This window comes from Billgrantia sp. NRB1 (genome assembly GCF_056921725.1).
Genome location: NZ_CM167783.1, coordinates 3258298 through 3276172, shown reverse-complemented (window position 1 = coordinate 3276172; position 17875 = coordinate 3258298). Strand labels below are relative to the sequence as shown.

Genomic DNA, 17875 nt, shown 5'->3' with positions numbered 1-17875 from the left:
ACGCGCTGCGCCGCCGAAGGGGCGGCGCAAAACCCGCCATTTTAGCCAGTTCGCTGCTGGGGGGGAATGGCCGCGATGTCGGAGCGGGACTAGTGCAGATAGCGTATACCGCTCGGGGCTGATCTGGAGGCAAGCCTGCAAGGAGGCGCTGTAAACCCCTCCCTGGGCGCTACCGGCGCCATCCATGGCGCAGGACCTCCTCTTCGGCTTGCCTCCAGCGCTCCTCGCTTTTCGTAGCTGCGATTGCCATGGATACCGGGTTGCATCAGTGCGTCGGGAGCTCCAGCGAGGTCAGCGACAGGCGGCTGCGGCGCTGGCCGTCCCGGTGGTAGTCCACCGCCAGCAGCAGGCCGGGCAGCTCGGGGTGAAAGCTGAACTCCATGCGCCGCTCGGGGCTGTCGGGCTCGGTCACCTCGACCCTGACCGCCTCGAACTCCCCGGCGGGCAGGCGCAGCGTCTCCCGGGCGAGGGGGCGAAACGCCAGGCGCTCCTCGCGTCCGCGGTGGTCCAGGTAGCGCAGCTCGCAGCTCGATTCGCAGTCCTGGCTTACCGCGCGACGCGACAGCTCGAACAGCGCCGCCTGGCGGTCGGGCAGTTCGGTCAGGTCGCCGGGGGCGAGACGGTAGTCGCCGCCGAAGCCCAGCAGCGAGTAGCCGCTGGCGTACTGCAGCGCATTCACGCCGTTTTCATTGATCATGAAGCGGCTGCGCTCCTGGCCGCGGGCCACGGCGATGGCGCCGCGCATTTCGCTGTACCAGGAGGCGCCGTCGCGGCTCAGCCGGTGGTCGATGGTGGCGTTGGGCCAGCCGCGCACCTCCAGCCGGTAGCTGGCGGTGAAGGGGGTGGCGGCGGCCGAAGCGGCGGCCTTCGCCGCCAGGGGCAGGGTCAGCAGCGCGCCCAGCAGCAGGGTCGAGAGCAGGCGGTGTCGGGCGATCATGGCGGTCATCCGTGTCGAGTCGGCCTGCTATCAGAGTGCACGCTGGCGCGGTGGGTTCCCCGTGCCCGGGGCTTGCATCCTTGTTGCAACATTACCCGTCGACTCCTTCAGCCGATCTCGCGCTGCAGGCGCTCGAGGGCCTCGCTCAGGGCCACCGGGTAGTCGGCCTCGCCGGGGTCGAGCCGGGTGAGCGAGTCGGGCATGCTGGCCAGGGCGGCGGCTACCCGCTCCCGGGCGCCTTCGGCCATGGCCAGGGTCTCCTGGTCCACGGCGCCACCGCGCACCAGTGGCAGCAGCAGCGCCTCGCCGGCGTCGAGGCTTTCGTCGCGGCGGGCGATGACGTCGCCGGCCAGGCGGCCTTGGGCGTCGCGGCGCCGATAGAGCTGCTTGCGCCCCGGCAGGTTGACCTTGCCGGTGGAGTGCTTGACCCGGGGCCGGCCGGCGTACTCCACCAGCTTGTAGGAGAGGTCGATCACCGGAGCGTCGGCCGCCACGCCCATTTCGGTGCCCACGCCGAAGGCGTCGATGGGGGCGCCGTCGTCGAGCAGCGCCTGAATCTGGTGCTCGTCGAGCCCGCTGCTGGCGATGATCTTGAGGGTCGTATGGCCCGCCTCGTCGAGCAGCCGTCGCGCGCCCTTGGCCAGCTCGCCCAGGTCGCCGGAGTCGAGCCGGATGGCGGCAACGTCCAGTGCCGGCTCTTCCGCCATCAGCTCAATCACCTTGCGCACTCCCTCGAGGGTGTCGTGGGTGTCCACCAGCAGGGTGGTGCCCGGGTAGGTGCGGGCGAAGGCGCGCAGGGCCTCGCGCTCGTCGTCGTGGGCGAGGATATAGCTGTGGGCCATGGTGCCGGAGAGCGGCAGGTCGTGGCGCAGGCCACCGAGCACGTTGCTGGTGCCCGCCAGGCCGGCGGTGCGATAGGCGCGTACGCCGCGCACCGCGGCATCTACCCCGTGCATGCGCCGCAGGCCGAAGTCGACCACCGGGCGCCCCCGGGCCGCCATGACGAGGCGCACCGCCTTGGAGGCGAGCACGGTTTCCAGCTGCACCAGGTTCATGATCAAACTCTCCAGCAGCTGAGCCTCGGCGATCGGCGCATCCACCTCCATCAGCGGCTCGTTGGCGAACACCGGGGTGCCCTCGGCGAGGGTCCAGATATCGCCGCTGAAGCGAAACCCGGCCAGCCAGTCGAGGAAGTCGTCGTCGAAAGTGCCGGTGCCGGCCAGCTGCTCCAGATGGTGCGCCTCGAAGCGCAGCCGGCTGACCAGAGCGGCGGCATGCTGCTGGCCGCAGGCCAGCATGAAGCGACGCCCCGGCGGCAGCTTGCGAAAGAACAGGCTGAAGGTGGCCGACTCGCTCATGGCCTCGCGCCAGTAGGCCTGGACCATGGTCAGCTGGTAGAGGTCGGTGAGCAGGATCAGGTCGCTGTCGGCCACCTGGACGGGGATCGGGGCGCTCATGAAAGCACCTCGATGCCGGCGGCTTCCAGTTCCCGGGCGCAGTCCTCGCGGCCCTCGGGCGTGACCGGCTCGGTCAGCGTGGCGAGCAGCAGGGTGGTGAAGCCCTCCTGGCGAGCCGCCAGGGCGGTGGCCTTGACGCAGACGTCCATGGCCAGGCCGCAGACGATCACCCGCTCGATGCCGCGGTCGCGCAGGTAGCCGCCAAGGCCGGTGCCGTCGAAGGCGGAGTAGGCGTCGGCGTCGAAGGCGGTGGCCTTGCTGACGCGCACGGTGGTCTCGGTCAGCGCCAGGTCGGGATGGTAGGCGGCCCCGGGTGTGTCCTGCACGCAGTGCACCGGCCAGGGGCCGCCGCGGTGCGCGAAGCTCACATGGTCGATGGGATGCCAGTCCCGGGAGGCGACCACCAGGGCGCCCGCCTGGCGGGCCGCCTCCATCTGGGCGTTGATGCCCGGCACCAGGGCGCTGCCGCCCTCGACGGCCAGGGCGCCCCCTTCGCAGAAGTCGTTCTGCATATCGACCACCAGCAGGACATCGTGCGGGCCGTAATCCAGTTGCCGTGTCATGGGTGACCTCCATGGCGGTTGGCGTATGTACTCCTCAGCGTATCCCCTGAAGCGCCCTTCGTGTAGGGCAGGCACGCCGTGACGCATGGGTCAAGCCGCGCAGACCGGAAGATCGGGAATCGAATAAGGAGCTGATGCGGATCAATCTTGCCGACGCGGATCAGCCGCGGGCCTCAAGCAGGCGCCCGAGATGCCGACATTGCGATCACATCACAAGCACAACAGCTCATGCCACGCGCCTTACACGCCACTCTTGGATATCACACCCGGTTAGGCAGGAAGACCCTCATGAAACACCTTCTTCATCGTATTCCCATGTCGCGCAAGTTTGCGCTGGCCCTGGCGTTGCCCCTGCTGGTGATTGCCTGGCTGGCCGGCACCGGCATCGTCGAGCGCCAGCAGCTGGTCGGCAACATGGCCGAGGTCGAGCGCATGACCGCCCTGGCCACCCAAATGGGCGACCTCGTCCACGAGCTGCAGGTCGAGCGCGGCATGTCGGTGGGCTACCTGGGCAGCGGTGGCGATACCTTCGCCGGCCAGCTCGGGGAGCAGCGCCGCAAGGTGGACCGGCACATCGAGGCCTTCGCCTCGCGCCAGGCGCAGCTGAACCTGGAGGCAGGGGACGCGATCGTCGCCGAGCGTCTCACCTCCGCCGAGTCGCATCTGGCATCGCTGGACGACCTGCGGAGCCGAGTCGACGCCCTGCAGGCCGACCGTGACGAGGTGATCGAGACCCTCACCATGCTGATCGACGATCTGGTCGCAGCGGTGGGGCGGATGTCCTCACTGACCGACCAGGGGCCGGTGTCCCGGCGCCTGGCCGCCTACTATGCGCTGATGGAAATGAAAGAGACCGCCGGCATCGAGCGCGCGGTGCTGACCGGGGCCTTCGCCCAGGATGGCATGTCGTCGGCCGTCTACCGGCAGTTCGTGCTGCTGCTGGGCGAGGAGTCGGCCTTCGAGGAGAGCTTCTATGCCCTGGCCACCCCGGCGCTACGTGAGCGTCTGGAGGCGGCGATGGACCATGACGAGGCGAGCCAGCTGGGGATGATGCGCCAGATCGCCCTCACTCGCGGCATCGAGGGCGGCTACAGCATCGGCGCCCAGCGCTGGTTCGACATGCAGACGCGCAAGGTCGAGCGGCTCAAGGAGGTGGAGGACGCCATGGCCGCCGAGATCGGCGAGCGGGTCGCCGGGCTCGCCGCCCAGGCCCGCGGCGCCCTGCTGCTGTACGCCCTGCTGTCAGGGCTCTCGGCGCTGGTCGCCATCGTGCTGTCGGTACTGATCGTGCGCAGCATCCTGGGGCCGCTGCGCCAGGCCCTGGCCGATATCCAAGCCCGCGGCGGCGACCTGACCCAGCGCCTGGCGGTGCCGGGCAGCGACGAGCTCTCCCGACTCTATGCCGCCTTCAACGACGCCACCGCCAGCATGGAAGCACTGGTCGCCAGTATCCAGCAGGGGGCTCAGGGGGTGGGCTCGGCCAGCGGTGAGATCGCCCAGGGCAACGAGGACCTGGCCAGTCGCACCGAGGAGCAGTCCTCCTCCCTGGTGGAAACCGCCACCAGCATGGAGCAGATGACCGCCACGGTGCGTCAGTCGGCGGACAGCGCCCAGGAGGCCCGGGGCAAGACCGACCAGGTGGCCGAGCGTTCGGAGCAGGCCAGCCGGGTGGCCGGCGAGGCCCGCGACGCCATGCAGGCGATCTTCGAGGCCAACCGCCAGGTCACCGCCATCGTCGAGGCGATCGACGGTATCGCCTTCCAGACCAACCTGCTGGCGCTCAACGCTTCGGTGGAAGCGGCCCGGGCTGGCGAGCATGGCCGCGGCTTCGCGGTGGTGGCCGGGGAGGTGCGCCAGCTAGCCAGCCGCAGCGCCGAGGAGGCCGAGCGAATCCGCCGGCTGATCGCCGACAACGCCAAGCGGGTGCAGACCGGCGACGGTCTGGTCAACGAAACCCACGGGGCGCTGAGCGAGATTGCCAGCGAGGTGCGCCAGGTGGCCGGCCTGGTGGCGGAGATGTCGGCAGCGACCAGTGAGCAGTCGGCGGGCATCGAGCAGATCAACCAGGCGGTATCGCAGCTCGAGCAGACCACCCAGGAGAACGCCGCCCTGGTCGAGCAGGTGGCGGCGGCCAGCCGTTCGCTGGACGGCCAGGCCGGCGAGATGGCGCAGCTGATCGCGCGCTTCAAGGTCGGCGAGGCGGCGGCTGGACGGGAGGTTGGCGGCTTGCTGCCGCAGCCAGGCTGAGCCTAGTAGCCGTCGGCGGGGTTCACCGTGGCCTGGGGCTCGCCGGCCTCGAAGGCGCGCAGCGCCTCGGCCACCTGGTCCAGTGCCTCGCCCAGCGGGGTGGGGCCGGCCATGTGCGGGGTGACCCAGACGCGCGGATGGCGCCATAGCGGGTTGGTTTCGGGCAGCGGCTCCTCGGGGAAGGCGTCGAGCAGCGCGCCGCGCAGCCGCCCCTCGGTGTCACCATCGCCCAGGGCGTCCAGCAGCGCGGCCTCGTCGATCAGGGTGCCGCGCCCCGGATTGATCAGGCTGGCTCCCTCGGGCAGCCGCGCCAGGGCCTCTGCGTCGATGACATGGCGCGTCGCCGGGGTGTCCGGGAGCAGCAGTACCAGGGTGCGCACCTGGCCGAGCAGCGCCTCGAGCCCCTCATCGCCGTGATGGCAGACGATGCCATCGAGGCGCTTCGGCGAGCGGCTCCAGCCGTGCACCGGGAAACCGTCGTCGGCCACCATGGCCGCCACCCGGGCGCCGATAGCACCCAGCCCCAGCACGCCCACCGCCCAGTCGGCCTTGTCGATCACCGCATGCTCCCGCCACTGCCGGTCCTGCTGCTGGCGGCGGTAGCGGTCGAAGTCGCGCTGGAAGTGCAGGATGCCGTAGCGCACATAGTCGCCGATCAGCTCCGCCATGCCGGCGTCGCGAAGCTTGACGATGGGGACTCCCTCGGGAAGGCCGGGGTTGCCCAGCAGGGCGTCGACCCCGGCGCCCAGGTTGACGATGCCCTTGAGCCGGCGCTGCTCCTGTAGCAGCGACGCCGGCGGCTTCCAGACCGCCAGGTAGTCGGCGTCGCGGCGCTGGGCCTCGGGTGCCTCGCTGGTCACCACCTCGGCATCGGGTAGCCTGTCGGACAGGGCGTCGCGCCACTGGTCGGCGGCGTCGATGTGGACTACCACTTTCATAACCTTCTCCTTGGAACTGGCCCGTTTCATCTTGGAAGGCCGGGGGCCGGGGAGCAAGCGCCGGGCCCGGTGAATCGGGATATCAGGAAATGCTTGACCGGCTACCAGGGGTTGGCAGTAACCTCCACCCAAGGGGGCTTGCCCCACTGCCTGGCGCATTGACCGGTGTGGCTCCCCGGTCCGGCACTTCGTCAGTGAGTCGTCACCCTGGCCCGGCCTTCTCCCCACCGCGAGAGGGCCGATTTTCTTGATGCTGCGATGGCGAGTGGCCCTATGACTGAGGTAACCCTGCCTTTCACCCGCGAGGAGTATGCCAGCCGCCTGTGGAAGGTGCGTGCCGAGATGGCCGGTCGAGGCATCGACGTGCTGGTCATCAGCGACCCCTCCAACATGGCCTGGCTCACCGGCTATGACGGCTGGTCCTTCTACGTGCATCAGTGCGTGCTGGTGGGGCTCGAGGGGCAGCCGGTGTGGTACGGCCGGCGCATGGACGCCAACGGGGCGCTGCGCACCTGCTGGATCGATCCGGAGAATATCACCTACTACCCGGACTACTACGTCCAGAACCCGGACATGCACCCCATGGACTATCTGGCCCAGTCGATCATGCCCGATCGCGGCTGGCATCAGGGCGTGGTGGGGCTGGAGATGGACAACTACTACTTCTCGGCCAAGGCCTACCAGAGCCTGCTGAGGGAGCTGCCCCACGCCCGCTTCCTGGACGCCAACTCGCTGGTCAACTGGTGCCGGGCGATCAAGTCGCCCCAGGAGATCGACTACATGCGCGTGGCCGGCAAGATCGTCGAGGGCATGCACTCGCGCATCCTCGAGGTGATCGAGCCGGGCCTGCCCAAGAGCAAGCTGGTCTCGGAGATCTACCGGGTGGGGATCGAAGGCTGGGTGGACGACAGCGGCAAGGTCTTCGGCGGCGACTACCCCGCCATCGTGCCGATGCTGCCCACCGGCAAGGACGCCGCCGCGCCTCACCTCACCTGGGACGACACCCCCTTTCGCGAGGGCGAGGGGACCTTCTTCGAGATCGCCGGGGTGTTCAAGCGCTACCATGCGCCGATGTCGCGCACCGTCTACCTGGGCAAGCCGCCCCAGGACTTCGTGCGCGCCGAGTCGGCGCTGCTGGAGGGCATCGAGCTCGGTCTCGCCGTGGCCAAACCCGGCAATCGCACGGCGGACATCGCCATGGCGCTGGGGACGGCCATGGACAAGTACGGCTTCGACCGCGGCGGTGCGCGCTGCGGCTACCCCATCGGCATCAGCTATCCGCCGGACTGGGGCGAGCGCACCATGAGCCTGCGCCCCTCCGACGAGACGGTCCTGCAGCCGGGCATGACGTTTCACTTCATGCCCGGCATGTGGCAGGACGACTGGGGGCTCGAGATCACCGAGAGCATCCTGATCACCGAGACCGGCTGCGAGACCCTGGCCAACTTCCCGCGCCAGCTTTTTGTGCGCTAAAGGAGGCTGCTTTTCACTTTGGCGTGAATCTAATCTGCAGGCTGTATGGTGGGAGGTCGGCGGTTCGATGCTGCGAAGTAGGCGCCTGGGTTCCTTCCGGCAGTGCTGCGCACTGCTTCGCGCGCTGAAGCGCCCTCCCACCGGATGGGCCACCGAAGGTAGGGAAACGAAGCGTCGAACCGGAGCTGAAGTCGAGGCGTCGAGCCGTCCCTCCCACACAGGCATTTCACGCTAGTTTGCGAAGAGCTTACAAGGAGACCCTGACTATGACCAAGCGTCCCAGCCCCATCAGCGCCACCGTCGATTTCGATGCCGACGGCGTCCAGCACGGCTTCCTCAAGCTGCCGATCTCCACCGACGAGTCGGCCTGGGGGGCGGTGATGATTCCGATCACCGTGGTCAAGAACGGCGAGGGCCCCACCGCGCTGCTCACCGGCGGCAACCACGGCGACGAGTACGAGGGCATCACCTCGCTGCTCAAGCTATCGAGCCAGCTCAAGGCCGAGGAGGTCAGCGGCCGGGTGATCATCGTGCCCTGCATGAACACCCCGGCGGTGACGGCCGGCAAGCGCACCTCAGGCCTCGACGGCGGCAATCTCAACCGCAGCTTTCCCGGCGACCCGGACGGCAACGTTACCGAGAAGATCGCCGACTACTTCACCCGGGTGATGGTGCCCATATGCGACGTGGTGCTCGACCTGCACTCCGGCGGGCGCACCCTGGACATCATCCCCTTCGGCGCCTCCCATGTGCTGGACGACCCCGAGCAGCAGCGCCAGGCGCTCGAGGGCGCCAAGGCCTTCGGCGCCCCCTACGCCATGATGATGTTCGAACTCGACGCCGCGGCTCTCTTCGACACCGCCGTGGAGAGCCAGGGCAAGGTCTTCGTGGCCACCGAGCTCGGCGGGGGCGGCACCTCCACCCCCGAGAGCATGGCGATCACCGAGCGCGGCGTGCGCAATTTCCTCATCCACTACGGCCTGATGGCCGGCGAAGTGGCCATGCCGAGCGAGCCCCAGGTCTACCTCGATATGCCCGACGCCAGCTGCTACGTGCAGAGTGAACACTCGGGCGTGCTGGAACTCTGCCACGCCCTGGGCGAGCGGGTCGAAAAAGGCGAGGTGGTGGCCCGGGTCTACGACATGACCCGCAGCGGCAGCGCCCCCGTGGAGTACCGCGCCAGCCGCAGCGGCGTGCTGGCAGCGCGGCGTCACACGGCGCTGGTCAACATGGGCGACACCGTCGCGGTGATCGCCGATGTCGTCGACTCCCTGGGCTGAGGGTGCCGGAATCGCCATGAAACTGGATCGTTACGACCTGAAGATCCTCGAGATCCTCTCCCGGGATGGCCGCATCACCAAGTCCAAGCTGGCCGAGGCGATCAATCTCTCGGTCAGCCCCTGCTGGGAGCGGGTGCGGCGCCTGGAGCGGGCCGGCATCATCGAGGGCTACAGCGCGCGGATCAATGCCGCGGCGCTGGTCAAGCGCACGCCGGTGTGGGTGCAGATCGAGCTCAAGGCCCATAATGCCGAGAGCTTTGCCCGCTTCGAGGCGCTGGTTCACGCCACCCCCGAGGTTACCGAGTGCGTGGCGGTGGGCGGCGGCATGGACTACCTGATCAAGGTGGAGACCGACTCCATCGACGCCTACCAGCGGCTCATCGACGCCTGGCTCACCGGTGAGGCCGGCATCGAGCGCTACTTCACCTATATCGTGACCAAGACGGTCAAGCAGACACGGCCGGATCAGCTGCCCCGGGAGCCGGCCTGAGGCCCGGGGCAGGCCCTCGATGGCTAACGCTAATTCAGCGTTGATGTCATGTCGTCGCCAATTGACTTAAGCTTCAGGGAGCAGGTGAGCCACTGCTCACCCGTGACGGGCGATCCCGCTGGTGCCTATTTTCATGAAATTGCGAAGGCAACCGGGCCGTGCCGGACCCGCGTAGCCGAATGTTTCGAGATCGCCTGAGGCAGAGAGAACCATCATGACCTATTTCACCATTGCCGGGGTGCAGATGCATGCCCTGCACCACGGCGACAATACCGAGGCCATGCGCCACCGGGTCGACGTGCTGATGAGCCGTTTTCCCCAGGTGCAGATGGTGCTGTTCAGCGAGCTGATGCCCATGGGCGCATCGCCGCACCACGCCCAGCCGCTGCCCAGTGCCACCGAGGGGCTGTTCTGCCAGCTTGCCGAGCAGCATCGCATCTGGCTGATTCCCGGCTCGATGTTCGAGCAGGCCGAGGGCCAGGTCTACAACACCCTGTCGGTCATCAACCCCCACGGCCAGGTGGTGGCGCGCTACCGCAAGCAGTTTCCCTTCCGTCCCTACGAGGCCGGGGTGGAGAGCGGCAGTGAGTTCGTCACCTTCGACGTGCCCAACGTGGGGCGCTTCGGGGTGTCGATCTGCTATGACATGTGGTTCCCCGAGACCACCCGGACGCTGGCCGCCATGGGCGCCGAGGTGATCCTGCATCCCACCATGACCGACACCATCGACCGCGACATCGAGCTTTCCATCGCCCGCACCAACGCCGCGGTCAACCAGTGCTACTTCTTCGACATCAACGGCGCCGGGGCCATCGGCAACGGCCGCTCCATCGTGGTGGGGCCCTCCGGCGACGTCATCCACCAGGCCGGCACCGGCGAGGAGGTCATGCCCATCGAGGTGGACATGAACCGGGTGCGCCGCGAGCGGGAGACCGGCCTGCGCGGGCTTGGCCAGCCGTTGAAGAGCTTCCGCGACCGTCGGGTCGACTTCTCACTCTACCGCAGCGAGACCGGCTCGTCGGCGTTCCTCGATACCTTGGGCCCGCTGGCCAAGCCCCTGCGTGCCGATATCGAGGAGTACTGAGCACCGGGCGGCCCAGCGATGCGACCCCCAGGCGCGATAAAGGAGACACCGCCATGCTGGAGAACCTGATTCGAGCGCTGCGCCGCCTGCTGGGCCGACCCTCGGCTTCCGCCGATGCCCCGCCTTCCCCCGGACCAGAGGCGTCCGGTGGGCCGACCGCCGGGACGCCTTCCGCCACCGATGGAGCGACAACGATGAGCAAAATAACAAGCATTGCCGATGTTCGCCGCCACTTCCGCAACAACAAGGAGCCGATCTACTTTATCTCCGCCACCAACTTCAACCTGCTGGGGATCGGCGACTGGGTGGGGAATTTTCGCCATATCAACTACATCGACTGCTTCGACGGCCAGCAGCGCAACGTCTTCGTACCCAAGGAGAAGTTTCCCCGCGACTTCGAGAGCATCGAGGACATCAACAACTACCTGCTCGAGCACAAGGAGGTCATCGACTTCATCCAGTCGCGGGCCGACGGTGAGAATGCCGGCACCGCCGCCTTCCTGATGTTTGACGAGCACACCGAAGCCGTGTGCCAGCAGCTGGGGCTCAAGGTGGCCTTTCCGCCGGCGGCGCTTCGCTCGCGCATGGACAACAAGATCGAGACGGTGCGCATCGGCAACAAGGCCGGCGTGCCCAGCGTGCCCAACGTGCTGGCCAGGGTGGGCAGCTACCAGGAGCTCTGCGAGGTGAGCCAGGAGCTGGGCACCGACCTGGTGGTGCAGACCGCCTTCGGCGACTCCGGCCACACCACCTTCTTCATTGCCAGCGAGGACGACTACTACAAGCACGCCGAGGAGATCGAGGCCGAGCCCGAGGTCAAGATCATGAAGCGCATCAACTGCCGCGGCTCGGCCATCGAGGCCTGTGCCACCCGCTGCGGCACTGTGGTCGGCCCCTTGATGACCGAGCTGGTCGGCTTCAAGACCCTGACCCCCTACAAGGGCGGCTGGTGCGGCAACGAGATGTTCGCCGGGGCCTTCTCCCAGGAGATCCGCGACAAGGCCCGGGAGTACACCTTCCAGTTCGGCGAGGCGCTGCGCGAGGAGGGCTACCGCGGCTACTTCGAGCTCGACTTCCTGATCGACATGGACAGCGGCGACGTCTATCTCGGCGAGCTCAATCCGCGGGTGACCGGCGCCAGCTCGCTCACCAACGTGGCGGCCTTCGCCCACTCCGATATCCCGCTGTTCCTCTTCCACCTGCTGGAGTTCTCCGATCTCGACTTCGAGCTCGACATCGAGGAGATCAACGAGCGCTGGTCCCACCCCGACAGCGTCGACAGCTGGAGCCAGCTGGTGATCAAGCATACCGACGAGAGCGTCGACCTGCTCACTTCCGCCCCGCGCACCGGGGTGTGGAAGATGGCCGAGGACGGCAGCATCGCCTATGACCACTACAGCTACCACCCCCACGCCGCCGAGAACGAGCAGGAAGGCTTCTTCCTGCGCATCAGCGGGGCCGGCGATTTCCGCTACGAGGGGGCGGACCTGGGCATCCTGATCACCCGCGGGCGCCTGATGGACGACGATTTCCAGCTCACCGAGCGCGCCAAGGCGTGGATCGACGGCATTCGCGACCAGTACCTGGGCCAGTCGCTGCAGGACCCGGTGGTGGAGCAGGTCGCGGTCAACCACGCCGTGGGTGGCGGCAACTTCAAGATCCTGTGAGCGGGGAGCGCGGCGCTGCCCCTCGCGGCGCGCCGCCGGCCGATATGGACAAGACGCTGGTGTTCCAGAGTGTGCATGAGGCGATGCCGGGGCCCAAGTGGCGTGGGCTGTTCGACACCCACTGGCCGGCCTACGAGGCCTGGTACCTCAGCGAGGGCGAGCGCGAGCGGCCGGGCTATCTGGCCTGCCTCAACGCGCTGCGCCGGCACATGCCGGAGCTGCTGCCGAGCTACCGGGCGCTCTGCGAGCTGGCCGGGGGCGGCGATCTGGCGGCGCGCTTCCTGAGTCTCTACCAGCCGCCGCCCTATATCACCGGCTGCTCCCAGGCGGTGCTGGCGCGTCCCGGTGCCACCCTGCTGGCGCGCAACTACGACTATCCGCCGGAGCTTTGCGAAGGGAGCGTGCTCTACACCCGCTGGAACGGGCGCGGCGTGATCGCCATGACCGACTGCCTGTGGGGCGTGCTCGACGGCATGAACGACCGGGGGCTCGCCGTCTCGCTGGCCTTCGGCGGGCGCAAGGCGGTGGGGGAGGGCTTCGGGGCGCCGATCATCCTGCGCTATATCCTGGAGTTCTGCCACAGCGTGCCCGAGGCGGCCGAGGTGCTGGCACGAGTGCCGACCCATATGGCCTACAACATCACCGTGGCCGACAGCGCCGGGCGCTACGTCACGGCGATGATCGGCCCCGATCGCCGGGCCAGCATCCGCCGCGTGCCGGTGGCCACCAACCATCAGAAGAAGATCGAGTGGTACGCCCATGCGCTGGCCTCCGAGACCCTGATCCGCGAGCGCCAGCTCTCTATCCTGGTGGACGATGAGGCCACCACCGAGGAGCGGCTGATCTCGGCCTTCTTCTCACCGCCGCTGTTTCGCCACGACTACGCCCGCGGCCTGGGCACGGTGTACACCGCCGTCTACCGCCCCGGGGAGGGGCGCGCCCAGTTCCACTGGCCCGGTCGCTGGTGGGATCTCACGTTCGACGACTTTCCGGAGGAGCGACTGACGGTGCGCTATGGCGCGCGCAATCTTACCGCCGGCTAGGCGTTTCCGGAGCGTCGACGACAGCGGCCGACAATAATCAACATACGAAGGTGGCGTCATGCAAGAGACCAACCATTCCGATACGTCCTACTCGGCGCTGGGCTTCTATCACAAGATCTCCCACCTGCGTGCCGACACCTGGAATGCACTGAAGCGCGACCTCGGCATCCTGGTGCGGCTCGACGACGAGAGCCGCGCCAAGAACCTGATCAAGGCCATCGACGTCAAGCTGACGCGGCTCGAGATCATCGAGGACTACCACGCCTTTCCCTCCAAGGAGGACTTTCGCCATCTCTGGTCGCTGTTCGACCGCGAGGAGTACACGCTGCTGGAGAAGGTGGTCAAGCGGCTGGTGCGAGCGCTGATCAGCGAGTCCTACCGGCGCCGCCACGTGGACCTCTCCGAGACCGATGCCGATGCCGAGGATCTCGAGACCCTGGACGCCCTGGCCCAGCTGCGCCACGGCCACCCGGCCTCCAACAGCTCGGCGCAGCCCTACTTCGAGCTGCTGGTCGTCGACAACCTCTCCGCCCAGGAAGAGGAGGTGGTCCGCGAGGCCTTCCGCAACATGCGCCGCCCCGAGGACCGCTTCGTCTACGACGTGGTCACGGTGAGAAGCTTCGAGGACGCGCTGATCGCGGTGCTGGTCAATCCCAATATCCAGGCCTGCCTAATCCGCTATGAGTTTCCCTACAAGTCCAAGTACAACCTAAGCGCCCTGCGCAACTACCTGGAGGGGCTCTCCGAGAAGGCACTGGAGAGCCAGACCGAGGCCGAGCGCAGCATCCTGCTCAGCTCGATGATCCACGAGCTGCGCCCGGAGATCGACCAGTTCCTGGTCACCAGCGGCGACGTGGAGGCCACCGCGAGCCGCGACATCCGCTACTTCAATCGCATCTTCTATCGCGAAACCGACTACATCGAGCAGCACCACACCATCCTGCGCGCCATCGACAGCCGCTATCGCACGCCCTTCTTCGACGCCCTGCGCGAGTACAGCAAGAAGCCCACCGGCGTCTTCCACGCCATGCCCATCTCCCGGGGCAAGTCGGTGACCCGCTCTCACTGGGCGGGGCAGATGATCGACTTCTACGGCATCAATATCTTCCTGGCCGAGACCTCGGCCACCTCCGGCGGGCTCGATTCGCTGCTGCAGCCCTACGGGCCGATCAAGAAGGCCCAGGAGTATGCCGCTAGGGCCTTCGGCGCCCGCCAGAGCTTCTTCGTCACCAACGGCACCTCCACGGCCAACAAGATCGTCGTTCAGGCGCTGATCAAACCCCGCGACATCGTGCTGATCGACCGCGACTGCCACAAGTCGCACCACTACGGCATGGTGCTGGCCGGCGCCCACGTCAGCTACCTGGACTCCTACCCGCTTCACGACTACTCCATGTACGGGGCGGTGCCGCTGCGGGAGATCAAGAAGACCCTGCTCAAGTACAAGCGCGCCGGGCAGCTCGACAAGGTGAAGATGCTGCTGCTCACCAACTGCACCTTCGACGGCGTGGTCTACAACGTGCGCCGGGTGATGGAGGAGTGCCTGGCGATCAAGCCCGACCTGGTGTTCCTGTGGGACGAGGCGTGGTTCGCCTTCGCCGGTTTCAACCCCACCTATCGCCCCCGCACCGCCATGCACACCGCCCGCACCCTGCGCTACCGCTACCGCAGCGACAGCTATCGGGAGGAGTACGCGGCCTGGAAGGCCGAGTTCGATGCCCTCGACCCGGACGATGACGCCACCTGGCTCGACAACCGCCTACTGCCCGACCCCGAGGCGGTGCGCATCCGCGCCTATGCCACCCACTCCACCCACAAGACCCTGACCTCGCTGCGCCAGGGGTCAATGATCCATGTGTGGGACCAGGACTTCCGCCAGAAGGTCGAGGCGCCGTTCCACGAGGCCTACATGACCCACACCTCCACCTCGCCCAACTACCAGATCCTCGCCTCGCTGGACGTGGGGCGCATGCAGGCCGAGATGGAGGGCTTCGAGCTGGTCCACGCCCAGGTGGAGGCGGCGCTGTCGCTGCGCGAGCAGCTCTACAGCCACCCGCTGCTGCAGAAGTATTTCCGGGTGCTCAAGAACGCCGACCTGGTGCCGGCGGAGTATCGCGAGTCCGGGGTCGAGTCCTACTACGACCCGGTCACCGGCTGGAACGCCATGGAGGAGGCCTGGGCCCGGGACGAGTTCGTGGTCGACCCCAGCCGGGTGACCATCGCCATCGGCGCCACCGGCGTCGACGGCGATGCCTTCAAGAACGACTACCTGATGAACAAGTACGGTATCCAGATCAACAAGACCTCGCGCAACACCGTGCTGTTCATGACCAACATCGGTACCACCCGGGGCTCTATCGCCTACCTGCTCGACGTGCTGATCAAGCTGGCCAAGGAGTTCGAGTACCGCTGGGAGGAGAGCAGCCGCCCCGAGCGCAAGATCATCGAGCATCACGTGCGCTCGCTGACCCAGGAGCTGCCGCCGCTGCCCGACTTCAGTCGCTTCCATGACGCCTTCCGGCCCAATCCCGCCGGCGACACCCCCGAGGGCGATATCCGGCGCGCCTATTTCCTGAGCTATGACGAGGAGAACACCGAGTACCTGCGCTTCGACAACGGCGAGCTGCAGGGCGAGATGCGGGCCGGGCGCGACGTGGTCTCGGCGAGCTTCGTGATTCCCTATCCGCCGGGGTTCCCGGTACTGGTGCCGGGCCAGGTGATCAGCGAGGAGATCCTCTATTTCCTGCAGGCCCTGGACGTCACCGAGATCCACGGCTACCGCCCCGAGCTCGGCCTGATCGTGTTCACCGAGGCGGCCCTGGCCGATCCACCGGCGGGCTGAGTCGGCCGCTGCGGTCGCGCCCAAGGGGCGCGGCCAGGCCGCAGAAGAAATCGACGACTTAACGCGTCAGGACGAAAAATATCGCAACTCGCCAGGCGCTCGATCGAAAAGTCCTTCCCCTTCAAAGCCTTTACCCTATGGTCATCGAGCGGCCAGACGGCCGCTCGACCATTTTGACCATCACCGGCCATCTCCACGATCCGCGGGCCGGTGCATTCAGGGGAGGTGCCGCATGAACATGAAGCTGGCCAGGACGCTGTCCACCATGCTCGACGATCCGCGTCTTTTCCGTCAGTACGCCTATGTCGACGGCAAGTGGACCCACGGCGAGGGCGGTCGCGAAGAGGCCGTCTTCGATCCGGCCACCGGCGAGGCGCTGGGCCATATCCCCTGGCTCGAGGCACACCAGATCCAGGCTGCCGTGGACGCCGCCGATGCCGCCTTCGTGCACTGGCGGGCGCTGCGCGCCGACGAGCGCTGCGAGCGGCTGCTGGCCTGGCACGACCTGATCCTCGCCAACCGCGAGGACCTGGCCATCATCATGACCCTGGAGCAGGGCAAGCCACTGCCGGACGCCCGCGGTGAGGTGGAGTATGGCGCCAGCTTCGTGCGCTGGTTCGCCGAGGAGGGCAAGCGCACCTTCGGCGAGACCATTCCCAGCCACATTCCCAGCGCGGCGCTGGGCACGATCAAGGAGCCGCTGGGAATCGCGGCGCTGATCACGCCCTGGAACTTCCCGCTGGCGATGATCACCCGCAAGGCCGCCGCGGCCTTGGCCGCCGGCTGCTCGGTGATCGTCAAGCCGGCCGGCGAGACCCCCTTCTCGGCGCTGGCGCTGGCGGAGCTGGCCGAGCGCGCGGGCATTCCCGCCGGGGTCTTCAACGTGGTGCTGGGCGAGCCCGCGGAAGTCTCCAAGCTGCTGTGTGCGGAAGAGCGGGTCAAGGCGCTGTCGTTCACCGGCTCCACCCGGGTCGGACGGCTGCTGCTGGAGCAGAGCGCCCAGACGGTGAAGCGCGTCTCCCTGGAACTGGGCGGCAACGCCCCCTTTATCGTCGGCCCGGACATGGACCCCAAGGAGGCCGCCTATGCGGCGGTGGCCGCCAAGTTTCAGACCGCGGGGCAGGACTGCCTGGCCGCCAACCGCATCCTGGTGCACGAGTCGATCCATGACGACTTCGTCGCGCATTTCGCCGAGCGCATGGCGGCGCTGACCGTGGGCAACGGCCTGGAAGGCGAGGTCGACCTGGGCCCGCTGATTCACCGCCAGGCGGTGGAGAAGGCCGCGGCCATCGTCGACGACGCCCTTTCCCGCGGGGCGACCCTGGTGGCCGGCGACCAGAGCGCCGCGCCCGGCGAGAACTTCTTCATGCCGGTGCTGCTCACCGGGGTAACGCCGCAGATGAAGGTGTGGCGCGAGGAGAACTTCGCCCCGGTGGCGGGGGTGACCGCCTATCGGGACGATGAGGAAGTGATCGCCATGGCCAACGATACCGAGTATGGTCTTGCCGCCTACGTCTACACCCACGACATCCGCCGCATCTGGAAGCTGCTGCGGGCGCTGGAGTACGGCATGGTCAGCGTCAACTCGGTGAAGATGACCGGCCCCCCCGTGCCCTTCGGCGGCGTCAAGCAGTCGGGCCTGGGCCGCGAGGGCGGCATCACCGGCATCGATGAGTATCTGGAGACGAAGTACTACTGCCTGGGCGGCCTGGGTTCAGTCTCCGGGAGCTGATCCCTGCCCCTGTGGGAGGCCGGCTCTGCCGGGCGATTGTCGCCGCAGGCGCCCGGGTGCCTTCCGGCAGTGCTGCGCACTGCTTCGCGCGCTGAAGCGTCCTCCCACCGGATGGGCCACCG

The 17875-nt window shown here is 67.6% G+C and carries 13 protein-coding genes; 9 read left to right on the top strand and 4 right to left on the bottom strand.

Features of this window, described 5'->3' with window-relative positions; translation table 11 throughout:
* Positions 1-265: 265 nt before the first annotated feature.
* The 3 genes from ACZIYR_RS14850 to ACZIYR_RS14840 all read right to left on the bottom strand — a co-directional run bounded on the left by ACZIYR_RS14850 (position 266) and on the right by ACZIYR_RS14840 (position 2957).
* Positions 266-937 carry a hypothetical protein gene (locus ACZIYR_RS14850; protein WP_483527231.1) on the bottom strand — a complete coding sequence of 224 codons (672 nt, stop codon included), beginning with the start codon at positions 935-937 and terminating at the stop codon, positions 266-268.
* Positions 938-1044: 107 nt separating this feature from the next.
* Entirely contained in the window at positions 1045-2394 is a 1350-nt protein-coding gene (locus tag ACZIYR_RS14845; RefSeq protein ID WP_483527230.1) for a nicotinate phosphoribosyltransferase, read from the bottom strand.
* Complete coding sequence (locus ACZIYR_RS14840; RefSeq protein WP_473034532.1) at positions 2391-2957, bottom strand: isochorismatase family protein; 567 nt, start codon at positions 2955-2957, stop codon at positions 2391-2393. The genes ACZIYR_RS14845 and ACZIYR_RS14840 overlap by 4 nt, the downstream gene beginning before the upstream one ends.
* Before the next feature lie 288 nt (positions 2958-3245).
* On the opposite strand from ACZIYR_RS14840, the gene ACZIYR_RS14835 reads away from it, so the two are divergent.
* Entirely contained in the window at positions 3246-5204 is a 1959-nt protein-coding gene (locus ACZIYR_RS14835; protein ID WP_483527229.1) for a methyl-accepting chemotaxis protein, read from the top strand.
* A 2-nt stretch (positions 5205-5206) separates the two neighbouring features.
* On the opposite strand, the gene ACZIYR_RS14830 is transcribed toward ACZIYR_RS14835, so the two are convergent.
* Positions 5207-6142: a 2-hydroxyacid dehydrogenase gene (locus ACZIYR_RS14830; RefSeq protein WP_483527228.1), complete on the bottom strand. Its 936-nt coding sequence runs from the start codon at positions 6140-6142 to the stop codon at positions 5207-5209.
* Positions 6143-6415: 273 nt separating this feature from the next.
* Between ACZIYR_RS14830 and doeA the strand changes: the two genes are divergently transcribed.
* The 8 genes from doeA to ACZIYR_RS14790 all read left to right on the top strand — a co-directional run bounded on the left by doeA (position 6416) and on the right by ACZIYR_RS14790 (position 17753).
* Positions 6416-7615 carry an ectoine hydrolase DoeA gene (gene doeA, locus ACZIYR_RS14825; RefSeq protein ID WP_483527227.1) on the top strand — a complete coding sequence of 400 codons (1200 nt, stop codon included), beginning with the start codon at positions 6416-6418 and terminating at the stop codon, positions 7613-7615.
* Between the two features lie 266 nt (positions 7616-7881).
* Entirely contained in the window at positions 7882-8895 is a 1014-nt protein-coding gene (gene doeB, locus ACZIYR_RS14820; RefSeq protein WP_483527226.1) for a N(2)-acetyl-L-2,4-diaminobutanoate deacetylase DoeB, read from the top strand.
* A 16-nt stretch (positions 8896-8911) separates the two neighbouring features.
* A complete protein-coding gene (locus ACZIYR_RS14815) occupies positions 8912-9385 on the top strand; it encodes an Lrp/AsnC family transcriptional regulator (protein ID WP_473034528.1) in 474 nt (157 codons plus the stop codon).
* A gap of 214 nt (positions 9386-9599) precedes the next feature.
* Positions 9600-10469, top strand: a complete 870-nt coding sequence (locus ACZIYR_RS14810) for a carbon-nitrogen hydrolase family protein (protein ID WP_483527225.1) — start codon at positions 9600-9602, stop codon at positions 10467-10469.
* A 194-nt stretch (positions 10470-10663) separates the two neighbouring features.
* Entirely contained in the window at positions 10664-12136 is a 1473-nt protein-coding gene (locus tag ACZIYR_RS14805; protein ID WP_483527224.1) for a biotin carboxylase, read from the top strand.
* A gap of 44 nt (positions 12137-12180) precedes the next feature.
* On the top strand, positions 12181-13179 hold the full coding sequence (locus ACZIYR_RS14800; RefSeq protein ID WP_483527223.1) for a C45 family autoproteolytic acyltransferase/hydrolase: 999 nt from the start codon (positions 12181-12183) through the stop codon (positions 13177-13179).
* Between the two features lie 58 nt (positions 13180-13237).
* On the top strand, positions 13238-16021 hold the full coding sequence (locus ACZIYR_RS14795) for an aminotransferase class I/II-fold pyridoxal phosphate-dependent enzyme (protein ID WP_483527222.1): 2784 nt from the start codon (positions 13238-13240) through the stop codon (positions 16019-16021).
* Between the two features lie 232 nt (positions 16022-16253).
* Positions 16254-17753: an NAD-dependent succinate-semialdehyde dehydrogenase gene (locus ACZIYR_RS14790; protein ID WP_483527221.1), complete on the top strand. Its 1500-nt coding sequence runs from the start codon at positions 16254-16256 to the stop codon at positions 17751-17753.
* Positions 17754-17875: the final 122 nt, after the last annotated feature.

What these genes read in the sequence shown, in the direction of transcription:
- ACZIYR_RS14830 (WP_483527228.1), bottom strand. Translation starts at nt 6,142, where the DNA reads ATGAAAGTGGTAGTCCACATCGACGCCGCCGACCAGTGGCGCGACGCC.
- ACZIYR_RS14805 (WP_483527224.1), top strand. Translation starts at nt 10,664, where the DNA reads ATGAGCAAAATAACAAGCATTGCCGATGTTCGCCGCCACTTCCGCAAC.
- doeB (WP_483527226.1), top strand. Translation starts at nt 7,882, where the DNA reads ATGACCAAGCGTCCCAGCCCCATCAGCGCCACCGTCGATTTCGATGCC.
- ACZIYR_RS14840 (WP_473034532.1), bottom strand. Translation starts at nt 2,957, where the DNA reads ATGACACGGCAACTGGATTACGGCCCGCACGATGTCCTGCTGGTGGTC.
- ACZIYR_RS14795 (WP_483527222.1), top strand. Translation starts at nt 13,238, where the DNA reads ATGCAAGAGACCAACCATTCCGATACGTCCTACTCGGCGCTGGGCTTC.
- ACZIYR_RS14800 (WP_483527223.1), top strand. Translation starts at nt 12,181, where the DNA reads ATGGACAAGACGCTGGTGTTCCAGAGTGTGCATGAGGCGATGCCGGGG.
- doeA (WP_483527227.1), top strand. Translation starts at nt 6,416, where the DNA reads ATGACTGAGGTAACCCTGCCTTTCACCCGCGAGGAGTATGCCAGCCGC.
- ACZIYR_RS14790 (WP_483527221.1), top strand. Translation starts at nt 16,254, where the DNA reads ATGAACATGAAGCTGGCCAGGACGCTGTCCACCATGCTCGACGATCCG.
- ACZIYR_RS14850 (WP_483527231.1), bottom strand. Translation starts at nt 937, where the DNA reads ATGATCGCCCGACACCGCCTGCTCTCGACCCTGCTGCTGGGCGCGCTG.
- ACZIYR_RS14810 (WP_483527225.1), top strand. Translation starts at nt 9,600, where the DNA reads ATGACCTATTTCACCATTGCCGGGGTGCAGATGCATGCCCTGCACCAC.
- ACZIYR_RS14815 (WP_473034528.1), top strand. Translation starts at nt 8,912, where the DNA reads ATGAAACTGGATCGTTACGACCTGAAGATCCTCGAGATCCTCTCCCGG.
- ACZIYR_RS14845 (WP_483527230.1), bottom strand. Translation starts at nt 2,394, where the DNA reads ATGAGCGCCCCGATCCCCGTCCAGGTGGCCGACAGCGACCTGATCCTG.
- ACZIYR_RS14835 (WP_483527229.1), top strand. Translation starts at nt 3,246, where the DNA reads ATGAAACACCTTCTTCATCGTATTCCCATGTCGCGCAAGTTTGCGCTG.